This window comes from Vibrio sp. A37, assembly GCF_059777565.1.
In genome coordinates this window covers 34,455-53,166 of the sequence record NZ_JBLNLI010000001.1, presented here as the reverse complement: position 1 = coordinate 53,166, position 18,712 = coordinate 34,455, and the positions used below count along the sequence as shown (strand labels likewise).

At 41.4% G+C, this 18,712-nt stretch carries 20 protein-coding genes; 13 read left to right on the top strand and 7 right to left on the bottom strand.

Annotated features, from left to right (window positions below):
* Positions 1-42: 42 nt before the first annotated feature.
* Positions 43-420, bottom strand: coding sequence for an AzlD domain-containing protein (locus ACM2FC_RS00245; RefSeq protein WP_498478807.1), 378 nt, complete (start codon positions 418-420; stop codon positions 43-45).
* 34 nt (positions 421-454) lie between these two features.
* Positions 455-1,267: an AzlC family ABC transporter permease gene (locus tag ACM2FC_RS00240; RefSeq protein ID WP_498478806.1), complete on the bottom strand. Its 813-nt coding sequence runs from the start codon at positions 1,265-1,267 to the stop codon at positions 455-457.
* A 303-nt stretch (positions 1,268-1,570) separates the two neighbouring features.
* On the opposite strand from ACM2FC_RS00240, the gene ACM2FC_RS00235 reads away from it, so the two are divergent.
* The 3 genes from ACM2FC_RS00235 (at position 1,571) to ACM2FC_RS00225 (ending at position 4,018) form a co-directional block, all read left to right on the top strand.
* Positions 1,571-1,951 carry a RidA family protein gene (locus tag ACM2FC_RS00235; RefSeq protein ID WP_498478805.1) on the top strand — a complete coding sequence of 127 codons (381 nt, stop codon included), beginning with the start codon at positions 1,571-1,573 and terminating at the stop codon, positions 1,949-1,951.
* Between the two features lie 82 nt (positions 1,952-2,033).
* The gene (locus ACM2FC_RS00230) at positions 2,034-3,308 is read left to right on the top strand and encodes an L-cysteine desulfidase family protein (RefSeq protein ID WP_498479490.1); all 1,275 of its coding nucleotides are present in this window, start codon (positions 2,034-2,036) and stop codon (positions 3,306-3,308) included.
* A gap of 59 nt (positions 3,309-3,367) precedes the next feature.
* The gene (locus ACM2FC_RS00225; RefSeq protein ID WP_498478804.1) at positions 3,368-4,018 is read left to right on the top strand and encodes a helix-turn-helix transcriptional regulator; all 651 of its coding nucleotides are present in this window, start codon (positions 3,368-3,370) and stop codon (positions 4,016-4,018) included.
* A gap of 138 nt (positions 4,019-4,156) precedes the next feature.
* Here the strand turns inward: ACM2FC_RS00225 and ACM2FC_RS00220 are convergent, their stop codons facing one another.
* Positions 4,157-4,402, bottom strand: coding sequence for an Lpp/OprI family alanine-zipper lipoprotein (locus ACM2FC_RS00220; RefSeq protein ID WP_498478803.1), 246 nt, complete (start codon positions 4,400-4,402; stop codon positions 4,157-4,159).
* Between the two features lie 358 nt (positions 4,403-4,760).
* Between ACM2FC_RS00220 and ACM2FC_RS00215 the strand changes: the two genes are divergently transcribed.
* The gene (locus ACM2FC_RS00215; protein WP_498478802.1) at positions 4,761-6,092 is read left to right on the top strand and encodes a DEAD/DEAH box helicase; all 1,332 of its coding nucleotides are present in this window, start codon (positions 4,761-4,763) and stop codon (positions 6,090-6,092) included.
* Between the two features lie 179 nt (positions 6,093-6,271).
* Positions 6,272-7,009, top strand: coding sequence for a substrate-binding periplasmic protein (locus ACM2FC_RS00210; protein WP_498478801.1), 738 nt, complete (start codon positions 6,272-6,274; stop codon positions 7,007-7,009).
* Between the two features lie 68 nt (positions 7,010-7,077).
* Here the strand turns inward: ACM2FC_RS00210 and ACM2FC_RS00205 are convergent, their stop codons facing one another.
* Both ACM2FC_RS00205 and ACM2FC_RS00200 read right to left on the bottom strand, forming a co-directional pair.
* Positions 7,078-7,710, bottom strand: coding sequence for a response regulator (locus ACM2FC_RS00205; RefSeq protein WP_498478800.1), 633 nt, complete (start codon positions 7,708-7,710; stop codon positions 7,078-7,080).
* Complete coding sequence (locus tag ACM2FC_RS00200) at positions 7,710-9,092, bottom strand: sensor histidine kinase (protein WP_498478799.1); 1,383 nt, start codon at positions 9,090-9,092, stop codon at positions 7,710-7,712. The genes ACM2FC_RS00205 and ACM2FC_RS00200 overlap by 1 nt, the downstream gene beginning before the upstream one ends.
* Positions 9,093-9,461: 369 nt before the next feature.
* Between ACM2FC_RS00200 and pstS the strand changes: the two genes are divergently transcribed.
* From pstS to pstB (ACM2FC_RS00160), 8 genes are all read left to right on the top strand, one after another.
* On the top strand, positions 9,462-10,550 hold the full coding sequence (gene pstS, locus ACM2FC_RS00195; protein ID WP_498478798.1) for a phosphate ABC transporter substrate-binding protein PstS: 1,089 nt from the start codon (positions 9,462-9,464) through the stop codon (positions 10,548-10,550).
* A gap of 69 nt (positions 10,551-10,619) precedes the next feature.
* Positions 10,620-11,549, top strand: coding sequence for a phosphate ABC transporter permease subunit PstC (gene pstC, locus ACM2FC_RS00190; protein ID WP_498478797.1), 930 nt, complete (start codon positions 10,620-10,622; stop codon positions 11,547-11,549).
* Positions 11,546-12,382, top strand: a complete 837-nt coding sequence (gene pstA, locus ACM2FC_RS00185; protein ID WP_498478796.1) for a phosphate ABC transporter permease PstA — start codon at positions 11,546-11,548, stop codon at positions 12,380-12,382. Before pstC (ACM2FC_RS00190) ends, pstA (ACM2FC_RS00185) begins: the two co-directional genes overlap by 4 nt.
* 38 nt (positions 12,383-12,420) lie before the next feature.
* Complete coding sequence (gene pstB / locus ACM2FC_RS00180) at positions 12,421-13,224, top strand: phosphate ABC transporter ATP-binding protein PstB (protein WP_498478795.1); 804 nt, start codon at positions 12,421-12,423, stop codon at positions 13,222-13,224.
* A gap of 292 nt (positions 13,225-13,516) precedes the next feature.
* On the top strand, positions 13,517-14,338 hold the full coding sequence (locus ACM2FC_RS00175) for a phosphate ABC transporter substrate-binding protein (protein WP_498478794.1): 822 nt from the start codon (positions 13,517-13,519) through the stop codon (positions 14,336-14,338).
* A 104-nt stretch (positions 14,339-14,442) separates the two neighbouring features.
* Positions 14,443-15,375 carry a phosphate ABC transporter permease subunit PstC gene (gene pstC / locus ACM2FC_RS00170; RefSeq protein ID WP_498478793.1) on the top strand — a complete coding sequence of 311 codons (933 nt, stop codon included), beginning with the start codon at positions 14,443-14,445 and terminating at the stop codon, positions 15,373-15,375.
* A 5-nt stretch (positions 15,376-15,380) separates the two neighbouring features.
* Positions 15,381-16,244: a phosphate ABC transporter permease PstA gene (gene pstA, locus ACM2FC_RS00165; protein ID WP_498478792.1), complete on the top strand. Its 864-nt coding sequence runs from the start codon at positions 15,381-15,383 to the stop codon at positions 16,242-16,244.
* 51 nt (positions 16,245-16,295) lie between these two features.
* Positions 16,296-17,045, top strand: coding sequence for a phosphate ABC transporter ATP-binding protein PstB (gene pstB / locus ACM2FC_RS00160; protein WP_498478791.1), 750 nt, complete (start codon positions 16,296-16,298; stop codon positions 17,043-17,045).
* Between the two features lie 127 nt (positions 17,046-17,172).
* On the opposite strand, the gene ACM2FC_RS00155 is transcribed toward pstB (ACM2FC_RS00160), so the two are convergent.
* Both ACM2FC_RS00155 and ACM2FC_RS00150 read right to left on the bottom strand, forming a co-directional pair.
* On the bottom strand, positions 17,173-17,619 hold the full coding sequence (locus ACM2FC_RS00155; protein WP_498478790.1) for a hypothetical protein: 447 nt from the start codon (positions 17,617-17,619) through the stop codon (positions 17,173-17,175).
* 48 nt (positions 17,620-17,667) lie between these two features.
* Positions 17,668-18,243 carry a hypothetical protein gene (locus ACM2FC_RS00150; protein ID WP_498478789.1) on the bottom strand — a complete coding sequence of 192 codons (576 nt, stop codon included), beginning with the start codon at positions 18,241-18,243 and terminating at the stop codon, positions 17,668-17,670.
* Between the last annotated feature and the right edge of the window lie 469 nt (positions 18,244-18,712).

Genomic DNA, 18,712 nt, shown 5'->3' with positions numbered 1-18,712 from the left:
ATACAGAAATCGTGGAGCAATTTCTCAAGTATTACGATCCTACTAGGAAAATATATGTAATGAGTATAAAAGAGGGTCGATATAATGTTGGAGCAAAATAAGGGAAGCCAACCCACTAATTACCACCCATATCAACCCGAATCTAAAGCTGACCAATGTACAGATTATCGCGGCCATCACTTTTGGGTTTTCCATATTGAACGCAAAGTTTGCTCCTTTACCTAATATTCCTACAGCGATAATTGCAGGTAAAACGGTTACGGGAACAAACCTTAGCGTCTTCTTAAAGCGCTCAGACATGGTAAACTTTCCGGCCAAACCGATAATTGAAAATCGGATAACAAATGTTGCTACTGCCATTACTAGAGAAAGTAAGATGACGTAGTGGGCACCTAATGAAAAATGTGCAGTCGTATTCATGGAGTGTCTCGCTTATATTTCGTAGGGTATTTGATTAGTTAACACATAATGTGTTTTGTTCTAATTTCGCCTCACTGGCATCGCTGCTATTACTCGCTTGGTCGACTTGAGCGGCGTTACTTTCTTCCTCTGTTTTACTCTCCGTGATACAACTCTTTTGTTCAGCTTCTGTTGCGAGATCCATTCTGTAGCCAGCATACACACCAGTGGCTGCCGCGATAACATACGCAAGAGAATAAGGTAAATTAGCAAGTAGAATAGCGGTTACCGTTGCTACTACTGCTGCAACGATACATTCTCGGCTTTTTACTTGCGGAATAACGATAGCGATAAATGCGGCTATCATGGCGAAGTCCAAACCGTAGTTGGCAATCTCTGGGAATGAAGCTCCAATCCACGCACCTAGAAAGTCGGCGAGAACCCAATTGCCCCAGAACGCAAACATGGCTCCGAAGTAGAACCAATGACGATTCTTCTCTTGTTTGCGCATTTCACCTATCGTGGTGGCGAAAACCTCATCGGTCAGTCCGTAGGCCATCAGTGCTCGCATCCAAATCGGATACTCTTTCATATGTTCCGCTTGTGACGCGCTATATAAAACATGGCGCAAGTTGATAATGAAAGTTGTCAACATAATCACTAGCAAGGCTGCGGAAGCTTGAACAAGTCCAAGTGCAACCATTTGAGCCGAACCTGCGAATACTGTTAACGACCATAGTGTACTTTGGAAAACTGTCATACCTGCGTGAACACTAATGGTTCCCACAATAAAGGAGAAAGGGAAATTCCCCACACATAGGGGAAAGATAGCTTTCATACCTGATAGGGCTAATTGTTGTTTTTTCATAGGGGTGCCTACACGTGCATAAAAATAAAAAATATTTGCAAAAAACAATACAGGATATTGGTAATACCTCTTCTTAAGGAAGAATATATTCACAAAAAATTGCATTTACAAAAAAACATGATCAAAAATTTTTGCAAAAAATCACCTTATTTGTAGTAAGTGACTGAAATAAATTAGCGTTTTACTATTTTGATATAATCAAAATATATAATGCCAAAAATGAAATGCAAAAATATTTGCAAAATGATCTCGGTTGATGGTTAAAATGTATTTGAAGAATTTAACTACCAAGAGACATAGACAATGAAAGATGTAATTACGTCAGACAATGCACCTAAAGCAATTGGCCCATACTCTCATGCCAATCGATTTGAAGGACTGATCTTTACTTCTGGCCAGCTTCCTGTTGATTCAAACACAGCGAAAATTGTTGAAGGTGGTATCAAAGAACAGTCATATATGGCGCTCGAAAATTTAAAGTCGGTGCTTGAAGCTGGAGAGGGAGATTTAACTACAGTTTTAAAAACAACTTGTTATTTGTCAGATATCAATGACTTTTCAGCATTTAACGAAGTATATAAAGAGTTCTTTGAAGCCGATTGTCCGGCGCGCAGCTGCTTCGCAGTTAAGCAACTCCCTTTGGGTGCACTAGTCGAAATCGAAGCAATCGCTTTTCGTAAATAAATAACTCTGTCTAAGCCACTAAACCTCTCGTAAATCTCGGTGGTTTAGGCAGTCCCAAATAAAAATAAAAAGAGGGCCAATGATGAACACACAATGGCAGCAATACCAAGAAATTTTAAATTCCGTCGTGAAACCTGCGCTTGGCTGTACTGAGCCGATTGCTGCAGCTTATGCTTCCTCTGTTGCAGCAGAACTATTGGGTGAAAAGCCAGAATCACTTTCTGTGCAAGTTTCTGATAACTTGTATAAAAACTCCATGGGAGTGTATGTTCCTGGCACGGGTGAGATTGGACTTCCTATCGCTGCCGCTGTAGGAGCAATTGGTGGTGATCCTAATGCTGAGCTAGAAGTGCTAGCAAGCATAACCTCCGAACAAGTAAAAGAAGCAGAGCTATTTATTCAAGCGAAGAAAGTACAAGTTTCTCGTAAACAAGTTGAAGAGTTTATCTACTGCCAAGTTGAAGCAAAGGCGGGCTCTAACGTTGCCGTTGTTGAGATTAGCGGTGGACATACTCAAATAATCAAGAAAGAGTTAAACGGCGAAGTTGTTTTTTCGCAAGATATACAAGCAGCCAAATCAACGGGAAATATTTGTGATGGCGTGGATATTAGTGTCGCGAGTATCTATGACTATGCATTAAATTCAGAGTTTGAAGACATAAAGTTTATTTTAAAGGCTGCTGAGCTAAATGAGACTCTATCTGAAGAGGGGCTGAATAATAACTATGGCTTGCAGGTTGGTAGGGCGATCAGTCAAAGCATAGCGAGCGGATTGTTAGGTGATGGCTTAGCAAACAATATTGTTATGCGTACTGCTGCCGCTTCAGATGCTCGTATGGGGGGCGCGACCCTGCCTGCAATGAGTAACTTTGGCAGTGGTAACCAAGGTATCGCGGCGACCATGCCAATAGTTGTTGCGGCAGAGCATTTTAACTCAGATGAAGAGCAGCTTGCACGGGCACTAATCCTTAGTCACTTAGGGGCGATTTATATTAAGTCTCACTACCCACCGCTGTCTGCTTTCTGTGGGAATACCGTAACCAGCGCTGCGACTTCTATGGCGCTAGCTTATCTAGCTGGTGGTAACTATGAGCAGTCTTGTGCCGCTATTCAAAATGTATTGAGTGACTGTTCCGGCATGATTTGTGATGGTGCGAAGTCGACTTGTGCAATGAAAGTCAAAACATCAACTAATGCTGCTGTTGTTGGTTTTATAATGGCCATGCGAGATAGTGAAGCGAACGCCCAAGGTATTGTTGCGAAAACAGTCGAAGAAAGTATATCTAACGTAGGTAAAATGGTTTCTTTAGGTATGACTAGAACAGACGAAACTATTATTGATATTATGGCTGCGTAGTTTTGTGTTATTGTCTCAGCCAACTTAGGATGGTTGAGACAAGAAAATAGAGGTGAAACATGTACGAACTAAATGATTGTGATTTGGAAATATTAGAAGCAATTAAAAGTGTTGTAGATGGTATCGCCGCGATGTGGGGAGAGCATACTGAAGTACTGCTTCATAGTTTGGATGCTAAGAATCCTTCAATTATCAAAATACAAAATGGTCATATTACTGGGCGAGATGTCGGTGCCCCTATCACTAATATTGCTATCGAAAAGCTGAATCAAGGTAATGACGTTTCAGAAGCTTACATTACAAAAAGTCCTGATGGAAAAACCCTTCGCTCTGTCACGACTATCATACGCAATAAAAATAAGCAACCAATAGGGTTGCTTTGCATTAACTCAAATCTAGATGCTCCTTTCCAGTCTCTAGTGCGCTCATTCCTTCCTGAACTTGCATCTAATACCGCGAGTGTGACTAATGAATTATTTGCGCGTAGTAATGAAGAAATGTTGCTGCAAACTATTGAAGACGTTCAGAAGCAGGTATTAGATGACGCAACAATTCCTCCTTCAAAGAGGAGCCGCGAGATTGTTGAAAAGCTCTATGAACAGGGGTTATTTGAATTGAAGGATAGTGCTCAAATAGCCGCTAAGGGCTTAAGCATTTCAATTCATACTATTTATCGTCACTTAAGGATGCTTAAGGGAACAGAAGCGTAGCGGTATGTCCTCATACATGATGATTGCATGTCTATTAAAATGATTCAGCTGTATGCCGCTATAAAAGCTATCATTAGTTGGTATGTAAAATAAGGAAGTGTGGTGAGCCTATGGTTACAAGACTCACCGAATAGGAGACTATTTTGTGTAGGACTGAGCAATATTGTTAATTCGCTCATTTGCACGAGTGGCTTCTTCTTGAGCAGACTTAGACGCTGCTTGGTTCTTTTGGACCTCAGAGGACAACGCATCAACTTTTTGGCTTAATTCATCAACTTTGTTAGATAGAGCGTCTACTTTCGACGCTGTTTCTGTATCCGTTGTCGCACAACCAGCGAGTAGAAGTACAGAAGAAGCTGCAGCTGCCAGAATGATTTTGTTCATATACTGTTCCTTTGTATTAACTAAGTATCAAAAGTCGCCCTACACATTCTTCATTATATAGTGACGAGATAAAGTGTAGACACTATCCTACAAATGGCCCACCTTTGAAAAGGCTAAATACCGTAAGTATTCAGTTCATTACTCGAATAATTGATTGAAGTCTCATTGCTGGGATGAAATAAACGTTGAAAAGATCAACAGTTCATAAAGTATCTAGCGTAACCTTTTTCTTAATGCAGTAGGCTTTGGCCTTCTTTGGTCGTTTGTTGTATCATACGCTGCTTTTTTTGTTTATCTCTAATGTATCGCAATCAGATAGTGGGATATCTTAGAACGAAACCTGTTACCGGAGTATCTTTTGCAGTTTAAAGAGTTAGGCTTAGACAACCGCTTACTAAAAAACCTTAATCACTATGCCTTTAGCAAGGCGACTGACATTCAGCAACAAGCAATCCCCGTTGCTATAGCGGGAAAAGATTTGCTTGCCTCGTCAAAAACGGGTTCAGGTAAGACACTAGCGTTTGTTCTTCCTATGCTTCATAAATCATTAAAGACCAAAGCCTTTTCTGCAAAGGATCCGCGAGGGCTAGTCTTAGCTCCAACGCGTGAGTTAGCTAAGCAAGTTTATGGCGAGCTTCGTAGCATGCTAGGTGGGCTATCTTATGACGCTGCCTTGATTGTGGGAGGAGAAAACTTTAACGATCAAGTGAAAGCATTGAGACGCTACCCAAGGTTTATTGTTGCAACTCCGGGAAGATTGGCGGATCACCTAGAGCATCGCTCTTTATATCTGGATGGATTAGAAACTCTTATCCTTGATGAAGCGGATAGAATGCTGGATTTGGGTTTTGAAGCAGAGCTAAGAAAAATTCACAGGCAAGCTCATCACCGACGCAGACAGACTCTGATGTTTTCCGCAACATTAGATCATGCAGAGGTCAATGACATTGCTGCTGACATGTTGGAGTCTCCAAAGCGCATTGCAATCGGAGTTTCTAACCAAGAGCACAAAGACATCGCACAAAAGTTTTATCTGTGCGATCACCTCGATCACAAAGAAGCTCTTTTAGAGCGTGTCTTGCAAGAAGCGGATTATCGACAAGTCATTATTTTCACTGCGACACGAGATGATACCGATAGGCTGACAGAAAAGCTCAATAAAGAAGGCCTAAAATCAATAGCACTGAGCGGTAGCCTTAACCAGAATCAGCGCAATACCATCATGAGCCAGTTTGAGCGTGGTGTGTTCAAAATACTCGTTACAACAGATGTGGCTTCGCGTGGGCTGGACATTGCTAACGTGACGCATGTGATTAACTTTGATATGCCAAAGCATACCGAAGAATATGTTCACCGTGTCGGGCGTACTGGCCGAGCGGGTAACAAAGGCGATGCTATTTCACTAGTTGGCCCGAAAGACTGGGCAAGTTTTAAACGAATAGAGACATATCTACAGCAAGATCTATCCTTTAGTGAGTTTGAAGATCTTAAAGGCAAGTTTAAGGGCATTAAGCCGAAAAAGCCTGGCTTTAAAAAGAAAGCTTCTACTGGTCAGCAGAACAAAAAAGCTAAGCCGCAGCAGAAGAACAAAAAGCCAATCAAACGCGATAAAAGCTTCCACAAAAACGTTTCTGTGGGCGACGCTGTGTTTATTCCTAAAAAGAAAGTGGCTCCGAAAGACGACGAGTAACACGCTCGCTAAAAAGCATATTTATTAATAGAAGGCGGCACCATTTGGGTGTCGTTTTTTTGATCTATCCATCTTCAAGTAAACGTCAAATCAGATGAATTTCCTATAATTAGAACTGTTGGCTACGTTTCAATTTGGATCATGGCGCCAGATATGAGTGCTGTACAAGGAGGTATGCGATGAGGATTGTAGCCGCATGTTTGATTTTTGTTTTCGACCTGGTCAATGCTGACACTTTTGTCGCGCACTGCCGAGATAGAACTCCTGAGCTTATGCCAACTCCAGAGGGATGCTCTGGCCCTATCGCAGATATTATAGAGGTTGCTGTCACTAAACTTGGCCATGAAGTGACTTGGAAAGAAGTTCCGTGGGCTAGAACAATCAAAGTTGCCGAGCGTGGGGGAGTGGACATTGTGCCTCGCCATTCCATGAATCAAACGCGAGAAGCTTTTTTGTACCCAGCGACCTATGGCTACGAAACTAGACACGTGTACTTCATGCTTTCTGAAGGCTCGAATGTAGAGGTAAATAGTTTTGATGATCTTGTTGGGTTAAAAATTGGTGCGATAAGAGGCAGCTTTTATTCGACTAACTTCAATGAGGCAACCAACTTAAACAAGCGCTTTTTTAAATCAGATGATCAAATTGTAAAACTACTTAGGACGAATCGAATTGATGTAGCGATTGTATCTTCAGGACAGAATGAAAAGGTATATAGGGACGATGACATTATAAGACAAGCCAAGTACGTTGATGTTTTTTACAATGGCCGTCATATCAGCATTCCTAAAAAATCTTCGATGGCGAAGTATCAGCAAGATTTCGTTAAGGTAATTGACGAGATGAGAAACAGTGGCGAAGTCGCTAAGATTTACAAGCGATATAATCTTACCCCGCCAGTACAAGATAACAAGTAACGAGGGAGTTAGTGCTGATCTGGTTAATAGGTAAGAAAAGTGTGGCCTTTTAACGCCACACCTACAAGTTATCGCAACATACTTGAGTAAATCTGCAATCCTGTCTCGGTTAACGAGTAAACCCTGCCTTTTTCTTTCTCGACAAGTCCGCAGTTGACCAGTTGTTTTAAGTGGAAGTTGAATTTTGTGTGATCTTCAATGCCAACAATTCGACATAAGTCCATAAATTTTAATTTGCGATGAACTTTGAGTTGTTTTACCACCATGCGCCTAATTGGGTTAGACAATGCATTGAAAATCAGGTCGTCACTTCGTTCATCAATCGGCGCTTTCGGTGCACGCTCGGCGTGCACTCGCTTCAGTGTTATCGATAGAGTGGCTAGGTTAAACGGTTTAGTTAGAAACTCATCGGCACCCTTTTTCATCGCATCGACCGCCACATCAACGGTCGCAAATGCCGTTGTAATGACAATGCCAATATTGGGATGAAGCCGTCGTAAACTTGTTAGGGCCTCTACTCCAGTCATACCAGACATGACAACATCGAATAATGCGATATCAAAATGATTATTTGTGGCGGCATCTAATGCATCTTCTGCGTTGCTAAAGGCACTGACGTCAAATGACTCAAGTGTAAGGGCTTCGACTAGCACTTCTCTCAATTGCTTGTCATCTTCGGCGAGAAGCAGTTTGAGCGTCATTATATTTTCCTTGGTAATTCGATTTCAGCCGTCAGGCCGTCAGTATTTTCATTGTTAAACAGCCGCAGCTTTCCACCGTGCTGCATGACTATTTGTTTACTAAGGGCTAGCCCCATACCAGTTCCTTCACCTTTTGGTTTTGTTGTAAAAAACGGTTGTGTTGCCTTTTCTATCAAACTTAGCGGTATTCCGCCACCATGATCTATCACTCTAACAATAGCATTCAACTTATCTTGATAGCCTAGGATGCGTATATACTTCTTAGTTTGGCATGCATCAATTGAGTTGGTAATAAGGTTACTAAATACTTGCTCAAGAAGCCCTTTATCGGCCAATACCTGTAAGTCTGGTGATATTTCCAAGTCCAGTTGAAACGAATTCAGTCGATATTGGTTGAGTGAAATAGCCGAGTTTATGACGTCGTGTAAGAAAATGGATTCTCGCTCGATAGGCCGATGGTGTGCATAGTTCAGTACTTCTTGGCTTATTTCTGCCGCTCTAGTCAGGCCATAGAGAATTCTATCTAACTGCCTTTGACAGTCGGTATTGTGTGGAATTTGGTTGGATAATAAATCACAACTCATCATCGCACTGCTAAGTGGCGTTTTTATTTCGTGGGCGACAGCAGAAGTTAACTCGCCCAATTCTTTAAGCTTGGCGTCTTGAAGAGATTGATGGACAGCTGCTTGATTCTGGTTATCTCTTTCTACATCAAATACACGAAGAGCATACCATAACGTGACTAACAAACCTGCTGCGAAGATCGTCCTAAGAAATAGCACCCATAAGCCCAGTTCAGTTGTGAATATTCCCGTTGATACCCCATAACCAATTAAGGCAATACCGGTAAGCTTGAATGGAATCGAGGAGCCATGTCCATCTTGCTCTAACGAATTTGCAAAATTATACAGAGCACAGCCGCCTAGCAAGCTGGCACCCAAGCTAAAAATGAGTCTGATTTGTGATTCAGTATGATGGATAAAAAAAGCGTAGTTCTCATGGTTGTATCGCCAAAACAGGCCGAGTGCAAATAGAGTAAGAGTGAGCAGAACACTGGCTCTAATCCATGCCTTATAAGGCCAGTCAGTAATTTCCATTACTTTCCAGGCGAATACTCCTAAAACAATGTAAGCAAACCAGAGTTTGAGCAATTTAAAAATAGTTAGGCCAGCAGAGGTAAAGAATTCATGCTCATAAATGATGAGGTAAAGCTCAGACCATTCGTGAATACCGTGAATCAATCCGAAAGTAGCAAGCAAGGGTAAAATTGGAGCAAGTCGAATCTTACTGCCATGTAAGTTCCTGAATAAGATACAAAAAAATATGGCAAAGAACATTAAGCCATATATGAGGTAAATTTTGAAGATAAGAAGCATATCCATACGCAAAGTCTAATCGACAGTTCGCTTAACATCAACGCTACTCACCGTTTTTGCAATCATAGGACCTGATATTACAAAGTGTGCATATGATAGCTTGAGCTAATAAAAACTGGCATTTTGTGAATTTTATTTATCAACTTTTGCTTCGCTAATATAATTCTTGTTCACTACAAGTGTGATTTAGCTCATTCTTCATAAATCTGTCACATTGAATTTCTAATCTCCGTTTCGTCAGCTGATGAACCTCAATTGACACACATAGAAAAGGCATCCTTTTCTTTAGTTTTACTTGAACACTAAAACTAATCTCGGTCTATTTGAATTGTTCTTTTAGCCGAATCTACATGAAACTATATCCGGAGATATATTGTGAAATTTATCAAATCAGCTCTAGTATCATCGTTATTGGTGGCTGCATCGTTTGGCGCTTCAGCTGAAAACCTGGCGATTAATGGTGCTGGTGGTACATTCCCATACCCAGTTTATACAAAGTGGGCAAAACAATACGCGAAAGATCATAAAGTACAGATTAACTATCAAGGTGTAGGATCGGGCGCTGGCATTAAAGCGATCGAATCGAAGACAGTAGATTTTGGTGCAAGTGATGCTCCACTCACACCGAAGCAACTAAAAGAACAAAACATGACTCAGTGGCCAGCAGTAATGGGCGCGACAGTTATGGCAATCAACGTACCTGGCGTTAAACCTGGTGAGCTAAGACTAAGCGGCCCAGTTGTTGCTGACATCTACCTAGGCAAGATTAAGAAATGGAATGACCCGGCGATTGTAGCTCTAAACAAAAAAGCAATCGATGCTGGTACGCTTAAACTTCCAAACCACAAAATCTACGTGGTTCACCGTTCAGACGGTTCTGGTACAACATTCAACTTCACTGAGTACCTAGATCAAGTTAGCCCAACATGGCACAAGAAGATTGGTTTTGCTAAGTCTGTTCAATGGCCTAAAGCTGCAATCAGCCTTGGTGGTAAAGGTAACGCAGGTGTGGCTAACGATGTAACTCGTACTCGCTACTCAATCGGTTATGTTGAATATGCTTACGCGAAAGAAACAGGTCTAACTTACACTGCGATGAAAAACCGCGATGGTAAGTTCCTAGAGCCAACAATGAAGACTTTCCAAGCTGCTGCTGCAAATGCTGACTGGAAACACGCTCCAGGGTACTACCTACTGCTTAACAACCAGCCTGGCGCTCAATCTTGGCCGATGACTGCTGCAACATTCATCTTGATGCAGAAGAACCAGCCAAACAAAGCTAAAGCGGAAGCAATCGTGAAGTTCTTCTCTTGGACTTACGACCACCCGAAAGCGGCAACAGACCTAGATTACGTACCAATGCCACAAAACTTAATCAATATGGTTAAGAAAACATGGCAAAACGACCTTACTCATAACGGTAAGAAATTCGTAACGGCGAAAACAGTCGCTAGCACGAAGTAACTAGAGCTTAAAAAAGCCTCTATTCAGATGAGCGAATAGGTCAGATTGAATAGGGGCTATTGAAATATTATGACGACGACGACTTTAAAAAATAAAGTGAATGGAGATTCAATCTTTAACAAGGTGAGTCTTTTTAGCGCTTTAATCATATTCATAACCTTGGCTGGATTGGTTATTTCACTGTTTTATGGTGGGTGGCCAGCGTTTAAGAAATTTGGCCTAGGCTTTATCTACAAAAGTGAGTGGGATCCAGTAGGCGGCCACTTTGGTGTTGCAGCTGAAATTTACGGCACGCTTGTCTCTTCACTTATCGCAATCATTATTGCTGTTCCAGTATCTCTGGGAACGGCGATTTTCTTAGCCGAACTGACCCCAAGTTGGATCAGCGAACCAGTAGGCAAAGCGGTTGAGCTGCTAGCTGCTGTACCGAGTATTATCTACGGCATGTGGGGCTTGTTTGTCTTTGCGCCTTGGTTCTCTGATGGGTTCCAAACGTGGGCAGGTGATCATTTAGTCGGTTTACCAATAATTGGACCATTGTTTGACGGACCACCCATTGGTATTGGCTTAATGACGGCAGGTATTATTTTGTCGATCATGATCTTACCAATCATGACTTCTTTTGCCAGAGACGCTTTAAACTCAATACCAAATGTAGTACGCGAAGCGGCTTATGGTATTGGAGCCACAAACTTTGAAGTAATTGTGAAAGTTCTTATCCCTAAAGTGAAGAATGCAATCGTGAGTGCTGGCATTTTAGGTTTAGGTCGTGCGTTGGGTGAAACCATGGCAGTGGCATTCGTTGTTGGTGGCTCAAGCAGTATCTCGGAATCTTTGTTTATGCCAGCTAGCACTATTTCCTCCACGATTGCACAGCAGTTTGGTGAAGCGACAGGCAACATTTATATCTCATCATTAATTGGCTTAGGTGCAGTACTGTTTGTGATCACCTTCATTGTGATGATCTTAGCGAAACGTCTACTAAGGGATTCAAAATGAGATTAAGAAAGTTAAAGAACTTAGTATTCATGTGCTTTTGCACCGCTTCGGCGTTGTTAGGTGTGTTCATCGTTCTTAACCTGCTTCACACGTTGGTGCTTGATGGATGGAAAGGGATCAACTTGGCGGTATTTACCGAATTGACCCCAGGTCCAGGTGAAGCTGGTGGTCTGAAAAACGCCCTCATTGGTAGCTTGATGCTGACTTTTGTCGGTATTTTGATCGCTGCGCCAATCGGTGTTCTCGCTGGGACTTGGCTAGCGGATCAAGACAAAAGCAACAAGTTTGCTGAATATATCCGCTTTTTGAACGGCATGTTAATGAGTGCCCCTTCAGTATTGGTCGGTCTGTTTGTCTATGCGATTGTTGTGGTTCCAACAGGTGGTTATTCAGGTTGGGCTGGTGCAGTATCGTTGGCGATATTGGCATTGCCAATGATTGTATCCTCAACTGAGGAAATGCTTCGTTTGGTGCCACCAACGTTAAAAGAAGCGGGTTCAGGTGTTGGCGCTCCAAAGTGGCGCGTAATCACTCAACTAAGCTACCGTGCGGCTGCTCCAGGCATTATTACGGCAATCATTCTCTCTATTGCTCGTATTTCTGGTGAAACAGCACCACTCCTGTTTACCGCAATGAACAGTAACTTTATGTCAAAAGACATGAGCCAACCTATGGCTAACTTGCCCGTGACTATTTATCAATTCGCTATGAGCCCATATACCTCATGGCAGCAGCTAGCATGGGCTGGCGCACTAATAGTGACTGTATTTATTTTGATTATGAATATACTGGCGACTCTGTTGCCTAAGATGATGAAAGCGAGAAAAGCATGAATATCTCCTCAGCAGCAGAAGTAACTAGTGAGAGCAAAATGACAACAATAACTTTAAATCAAGCTTCCAATGATGAAGTAGCTCATCCGAAACATCGCATGGAAATCCAAGATCTGAGTTTTTACTACAAAAAGGGTTCTAAGCCAGCACTGAAAAACGTGTCGATGCCAATCTATAAAAACCGAGTGACTGCTCTGATTGGGCCTTCTGGTTGTGGTAAATCGACACTATTAAGAACAATGAACAGAATTTACGATTTATACGGCAGCCAATATGCTGAAGGTGAAATTCTGTTAGATGGAAAAACTATCTTTTCTAAGACAGACGTGAACGAACTGCGTTCTAAAGTCGGAATGGTTTTCCAAAAGCCAACGCCGTTTCCAATGTCTATATACGACAACATGGCATTTGGTTTGAAATTGCAAGGTAAGTCGAAAGCTGAAATCAAAGAAAAAGTAGAGTCAGCTCTTAAACGTGCCCACCTTTGGGAAGAAGTGAAAGACAAGCTCAACGCTGATGCGAGTGGTTTGTCTGGTGGTCAGCAACAACGTTTGTGTATCGCTCGTACTATCGCACTTGAACCAGAAGTGATTCTGATGGATGAACCAACTTCAGCGTTAGATCCAATCGCGACTTCTGCAATTGAAACTCTAATCACTGAACTTCGACACAAGTTCACAATTGTTATCGTTACACATAACATGCAGCAAGCGATACGTATCTCTGACTACACAGGCTTTATGTACCTTGGTCAGCTAGAAGAGTTTGGTGGCACAGAACAAATTTTTGAAAACCCAAGCAAAGATAAAACGCGCCAATACATTTCAGGCGACTTTGGTTAATGTACAGCCTAAAGTTTAAGCTCACGTCTCCTTGTAAATAATACTGTCGTCGTAGCAAGGGGGCGTTCTTCTTCAAATGGTAGCTTCGTGTTTTAACGAGCTACCATTTTTTTTGTTTAGTCATAATGTGATATACATTCAAATTCTGAATAAAGATCTCGTTATTACGTTCATGATTATGATGCTTGTAATCCATCTTTAAACCAACTGAAACATTAGTGTCATAAATCTTCCTTACAGTGGCAGCGTTCAAGTAAAACTGACGGCTTTTTGGCCGCTATAGGAAAATGTGATGAAAAAAACAGTGATCGGTGCAATTGCACTCTTCAGTGCTATGGCTCTAACCCCTGTTTCTGCTAAAGAAACTATCTCTGCTGTAGGATCAAGTAGTGTAACTCCACTGATGGAAGTTTTCTCTGAAACTTATACTAAAGAACATCCAGATGTTTATGTTGAGGTTCAAGGTCCGGGCTCTTCTGCTGGTGTGAAAGCTGCAAAAAATGGATCGGCAGATCTTGGTATGTCCTCTCGTAACCTAAAGCCTTCTGAAAAAGATCCAGGTCTTGTTGAAGAAGTCATTGCGCGTGACGGTATTGCTGTTGTTGTAAATCCAAACAATAAACTTCAAGGGTTAACTGCAGAACAAGTAACCGCAATTTATAAAGGCGAAATCACCAACTGGAAGCAAGTGGGTGGTGCAGATAAGCCTATCGTAGCGGTCACTCGCGATACTGCTTCAGGTACTCGCGGTGCATTTGAAGACATCATGAAGCTGAAAAAGAAAATTGCAGGCAAAAAAGTCTCGGCGATTTCTCAACGTGCTCAAGTAGCAAGCGGTAATGGTGCTTTGAAAACGATGGTTGCTTCAAATCCTTATGCGATTGGATACATCTCGCTAGGCACTGTTGATGGTTCAGTTCATGCGCTGTCTGTTGATGGGACACCAGCAACCGTTGCCAATGTTAAAAATGGTTCTTACAAAGTTGCAAGACCATTCCTAGTCCTATATCAAAAAGATAAGCAAACGCCTGAAACTGAGAAGTTCTTAGCGTGGATGCTTTCCCCTCAAGCTCAAGAAATTGTGACTGAAAAAGGCTATATCTCAGTCAATTAATTTGTCTTCAACTATATTCAAATTTGCTCAGCCTCAATTTGGGCTGAGCGCTTTATATTCACTTCGACACAAAGTTGTAATGCTTCGAATTGTGAGAACTTTATATGACCATCGCAACAAATAGTGACAAGCTTATGGATACTCGAGCGACACCACTTAAGAAAAGGGGTTTGCGCGAGAAAAAGCGCATTGACTGGAAAGAGCGCCTATTTCATGGATTACTGTTAACCAATGCAATTGTAGGAATCGTATCACTCGCGGTGATCGCCTATTTTATTGTTATGGAAAGTATTCCAGCGTTTCAAGAAGCTGGAATATTAGGCATTGTATGGGGGCAAGATTGGTTACCACCTGCACTGTATGGTGTAGCGACCATGATTGTTGCCTCTGTGGTTTCAACCTTGGGAGCTGTCGTTGTTGGCGTACCAATCGGGGTTCTAACCGCTATCTTTATTGCAGAAATCGCGCCGAAAAGACTCGCTGACATCATTCGACCTGCGGTTGAATTGTTAGCAGGCATCCCTTCTGTGGTTTACGGGTTTTTTGGCCTTGTAATCATTGTTCCTCTAATACAGCAAATATTTGATGTGCCTGCGGGCAACACCATTTTGGCGGGTATTATTGTTCTTGGGGTGATGATTTTGCCAACCGTTATTACTGTTTCAGAAACTTCAATCCGAGCGGTTCCTCGTTCATACAAAGAAGGCTCTCTCGCACTAGGGGCTTCGAAAATCTTCACCATTTTTAAGCTACTCGTGCCCGCAGCGCGTTCAGGCATCATGACTGGTGTGATTCTGGGAATTGGTCGAGCGCTTGGTGAGACTATGGCAATCATCATGGTGATGGGGAACGCACCCGCTATGCCACAAGGTATTTTAGATTCAGCCCGAACCTTGACTGCCAATATTGCCATTGAAATGTCTTACGCAAGTGGCGTGCATGCCAATGCGCTATATGCGACAGGGGTTGTTCTGCTGGTGTTTATTATGATTCTCAACGCGACGCTATTGTATTTAAACCGTGAGAAGACGAGGTAATAGTGATGGATAGAGCAAAACTAAAACGTTCTCGTGCTTTTAAAGATAAAGTTCTCGGTGGCTTTGTTTGGTTGGCTGCGGCAGCAACGGTCGGATTATTATTTTGGATAATTTGGTACATCTTATCTAACGGTTTAAAGCACGTAGATTGGAACTTCATTACTGATATCTACACTCGCACGGGCGACGAGCAAGGCATTTTCCCTATGATCATTGCCACCATCTACATGGTTTTGGCGTCAATTGCAGTCGCTGCGCCGCTAGGAATCATGACGGCGATTTACTTAACTGAATATGCCAAAGTGGGGAGTAAATTAGTTAAGGTTATTCGCTTTTGTACTGAATCTTTGGCGGGTATTCCGTCTATCATATTTGGTCTATTTGGTATGACATTCTTTGTTGCCATTTTAGGGCTAGGCTTCTCGATTCTTTCAGGGGCTTTAACACTGAGTATTTTGATTCTTCCGGTGATTATTCGCACCACTGAAGAAGCTCTAATGGCAGTGCCACAGACTTACCGAGAAGGTTCATACGGGCTAGGAGCCTCGAAGCGATACACCGTTTGGCGTTTAATTTTGCCAAGTGCGATGCCGGGAATTCTTACCTCAGTGATTTTGAGTATTGGCCGCGTTATTGGTGAATCTGCCCCCGTTTTCTTAACAGCTGGTATGGTTGCACGCATACCAGAATCGTTAATGGATTCTGGTCGAACACTCACTGTACACCTTTATAAACTTACTACTGAACTATTTACTGTCGACGAGTGGAATCAAGCGTATGGTACCGCTACTGTACTGATTGTTCTCGTTTTAATGATTAATATGGTCACTAAGTTGATTGCGAGAAAATTTAATACCGCCACCTATTAGCGACGAGCTAATGCTATTTAGGCCCTATTGATAAGTTTAGAGACCAGAATAATGAACAAATTTGATATTGAAAATTTAGACCTGTTTTATGGCGATAATCAGGCTCTAAAAGCGATTAATTTACCTATACCAAACAAGCAAGTGACGGCTCTGATCGGGCCCTCTGGATGCGGTAAGTCTACGCTGTTGCGTTGTTTGAATCGTATGAACGATCTTATCGAAGGCGTAAAGATCACCGGAAAGCTAGAAATGGATGGCGAAGATATTTACGGCAATATTGATGTATCCGATCTTCGTATCAAAGTCGGCATGGTGTTCCAAAAACCAAATCCATTTCCGATGAGTATCTATGAAAATGTTGCTTACGGGCTTCGTGCTCAAGGTATAAAAGATAAAAAGCACATCGATGAAGTGGTTGAGCGCTCTTTGAGAGGCGCGGCACTTTGGGATGAGGTAAAAGACCGTTTGAAAACGCCAGCGTTTGGTTTGTCAGGCGGACAGCAGCAACGATTGTGTATTGCTCGTACTATTGCAATGGAGCCAGACGTCATCCTTATGGATGAGCCAACCTCTGCACTAGATCCAATTGCGACCAATAAAATTGAAGATCTTATGTCTGAGCTGAAAAAGAACTACACGATTGTGATAGTTACTCACTCAATGCAACAAGCAAGACGAATCTCCGATCGCACGGCATTTTTCCTAATGGGTGAGTTGGTTGAACATGATGATACCAGCATCATTTTCTCTCAACCGAAAGACGACAGAACCCAAGGTTACGTGAATGGTGACTTTGGTTAATTAAAGCATTTAAACTTCAGGATTATAACTATAAGCGATGGTACTTTGCCCCCTAATTTTAGGGGGCTTTTTTCTTTTTAAGTAGCGGTTGTTGAGGCTGGGACTTACTTATTATTACCTCTATTTATTAGGACAATTTGTCTATCAGCGACTTTGCTTTGTCAATATTTCGTTTTTCGTTGAGAGTTAATAGAAGTAAGCCACATATTAAAATAGCAACAAAACCGCTACCCCATCCTGGATTATTCGCGAAACCTACAATAGCAAATAACGAGAAGACGAAGGTCATAAGGTTTATAACAAATAGGCTTTTTGTTCCTTTGTCACCCGATGTGCCGTTGCTTGTGTTTTTGAACGCATAACCTTCCAGTACGCTGGATCTCATAACACCAGCTACGATGATATTATCGCCATCTTTTATCATCACACGCTTATGTAACCTCATTTTTACTGGCTCGCCGTCAATTACAAATTTTGAGATGTAGGTAATTGTTTTATGCGAGTGCTCACCTGAGCTGGTCGAGACTTCTTTGTCAGTCACCAGTTTTGAGATTTCACCTTGCAGGACTCTCATGAGATCTCCTTTAGACTTCGTTGTCTCGATTTAAACTGAGTAAGCCGGTTATTCCTTCGCTTTATATTTTTTATCTATAAAAGCAGTTATTTCTTCAAGTTGCTCTGAACTTAAGTCTCTTGTTGGTATCGCGAGCGCTTGTGCTGGAGGGTTAAAATACAAAAAAATACATTTTTCGCTGGTATTAAACCACTTTAGTAAAGACCAATCATTCTTAACTTTTAATTTCTCACTCCTATCAGAAATCGTGTGTTCAGTCATAGTCATTGTATGTTTACCCAGGTGATACAGCGTTTTTTCTTCCAGTTTTTTCATCGTATCTTTAGAATGCCTTAAGATAGATAAAAAACTAAAAATAATAGAAGCGAAAAAAGATATAACTATAATAACACCGAAGACGATAATGACCATGACATCAATGTTGTCACGGTAAAAATACACATAAATAATACCAGCTATAATGAATAATATTGGAATGCAGAGTCTGAATATGATCTTGGAGTAATTGAATGTACTAGCTCCACTTTTGTCTGTGGTTAATGCACTAGTAGCATTTTCGTCTACGGAATGATGGTCCATAAACTCTCTGCAGTCTTCTTCTGTTACCGTGAACTTTATTTCCATACTATCAACCCCTGCTAGTTACAATAACTACAGACTAGTTGATTGAACTGGATGTTACTAATGCCCTAAGCCTCGATTTTCTCCCAAAAGGTATAATTGTGATCAGCGTATTAGTCAAATAGAAAGCGTTTGAATCTTAATTAGGTGGAAAAGGGGCTTATTCTTATGCATATAATTTACTAAACTGTATCATAGGTGTTCAATAGTTATTATGCTTCAAAAATGTTCGTAAAAATTTCTTCGTTTATCTAATAGCGTTTCCTCTTTTATAAACATTTACTTAACGTGTATCAAAATGTTAAATCCTTAATTAGTATTACTTTGTATTAAAGTTGAGAATGCAGGTACTATTTTGTTAGGACTTATTTGTCTTTTAATCTTACTTATAAAATATCTTTATATCTTATTTATGTAAAATAAAGAGTTATGGTTGAGGTTTTTTTCACGCGAAGTGAACGAAATTTTATTC

Coding starts and splice junctions, on each gene's coding strand:
- ACM2FC_RS00245 (WP_498478807.1), bottom strand. CDS start 420: ATGAATACGACTGCACATTTTTCATTAGGTGCCCACTACGTCATCTTA.
- ACM2FC_RS00240 (WP_498478806.1), bottom strand. CDS start 1,267: ATGAAAAAACAACAATTAGCCCTATCAGGTATGAAAGCTATCTTTCCC.
- ACM2FC_RS00235 (WP_498478805.1), top strand. CDS start 1,571: ATGAAAGATGTAATTACGTCAGACAATGCACCTAAAGCAATTGGCCCA.
- ACM2FC_RS00230 (WP_498479490.1), top strand. CDS start 2,034: ATGAACACACAATGGCAGCAATACCAAGAAATTTTAAATTCCGTCGTG.
- ACM2FC_RS00225 (WP_498478804.1), top strand. CDS start 3,368: ATGTACGAACTAAATGATTGTGATTTGGAAATATTAGAAGCAATTAAA.
- ACM2FC_RS00220 (WP_498478803.1), bottom strand. CDS start 4,402: ATGAACAAAATCATTCTGGCAGCTGCAGCTTCTTCTGTACTTCTACTC.
- ACM2FC_RS00210 (WP_498478801.1), top strand. CDS start 6,272: ATGAGGATTGTAGCCGCATGTTTGATTTTTGTTTTCGACCTGGTCAAT.
- ACM2FC_RS00205 (WP_498478800.1), bottom strand. CDS start 7,710: ATGACGCTCAAACTGCTTCTCGCCGAAGATGACAAGCAATTGAGAGAA.
- ACM2FC_RS00200 (WP_498478799.1), bottom strand. CDS start 9,092: ATGGATATGCTTCTTATCTTCAAAATTTACCTCATATATGGCTTAATG.
- pstC (WP_498478797.1), top strand. CDS start 10,620: ATGACGACGACGACTTTAAAAAATAAAGTGAATGGAGATTCAATCTTT.
- pstA (WP_498478796.1), top strand. CDS start 11,546: ATGAGATTAAGAAAGTTAAAGAACTTAGTATTCATGTGCTTTTGCACC.
- pstB (WP_498478795.1), top strand. CDS start 12,421: ATGACAACAATAACTTTAAATCAAGCTTCCAATGATGAAGTAGCTCAT.
- ACM2FC_RS00175 (WP_498478794.1), top strand. CDS start 13,517: ATGAAAAAAACAGTGATCGGTGCAATTGCACTCTTCAGTGCTATGGCT.
- pstC (WP_498478793.1), top strand. CDS start 14,443: ATGACCATCGCAACAAATAGTGACAAGCTTATGGATACTCGAGCGACA.
- pstA (WP_498478792.1), top strand. CDS start 15,381: ATGGATAGAGCAAAACTAAAACGTTCTCGTGCTTTTAAAGATAAAGTT.
- pstB (WP_498478791.1), top strand. CDS start 16,296: ATGAACAAATTTGATATTGAAAATTTAGACCTGTTTTATGGCGATAAT.
- ACM2FC_RS00155 (WP_498478790.1), bottom strand. CDS start 17,619: ATGAGAGTCCTGCAAGGTGAAATCTCAAAACTGGTGACTGACAAAGAA.
- ACM2FC_RS00150 (WP_498478789.1), bottom strand. CDS start 18,243: ATGGAAATAAAGTTCACGGTAACAGAAGAAGACTGCAGAGAGTTTATG.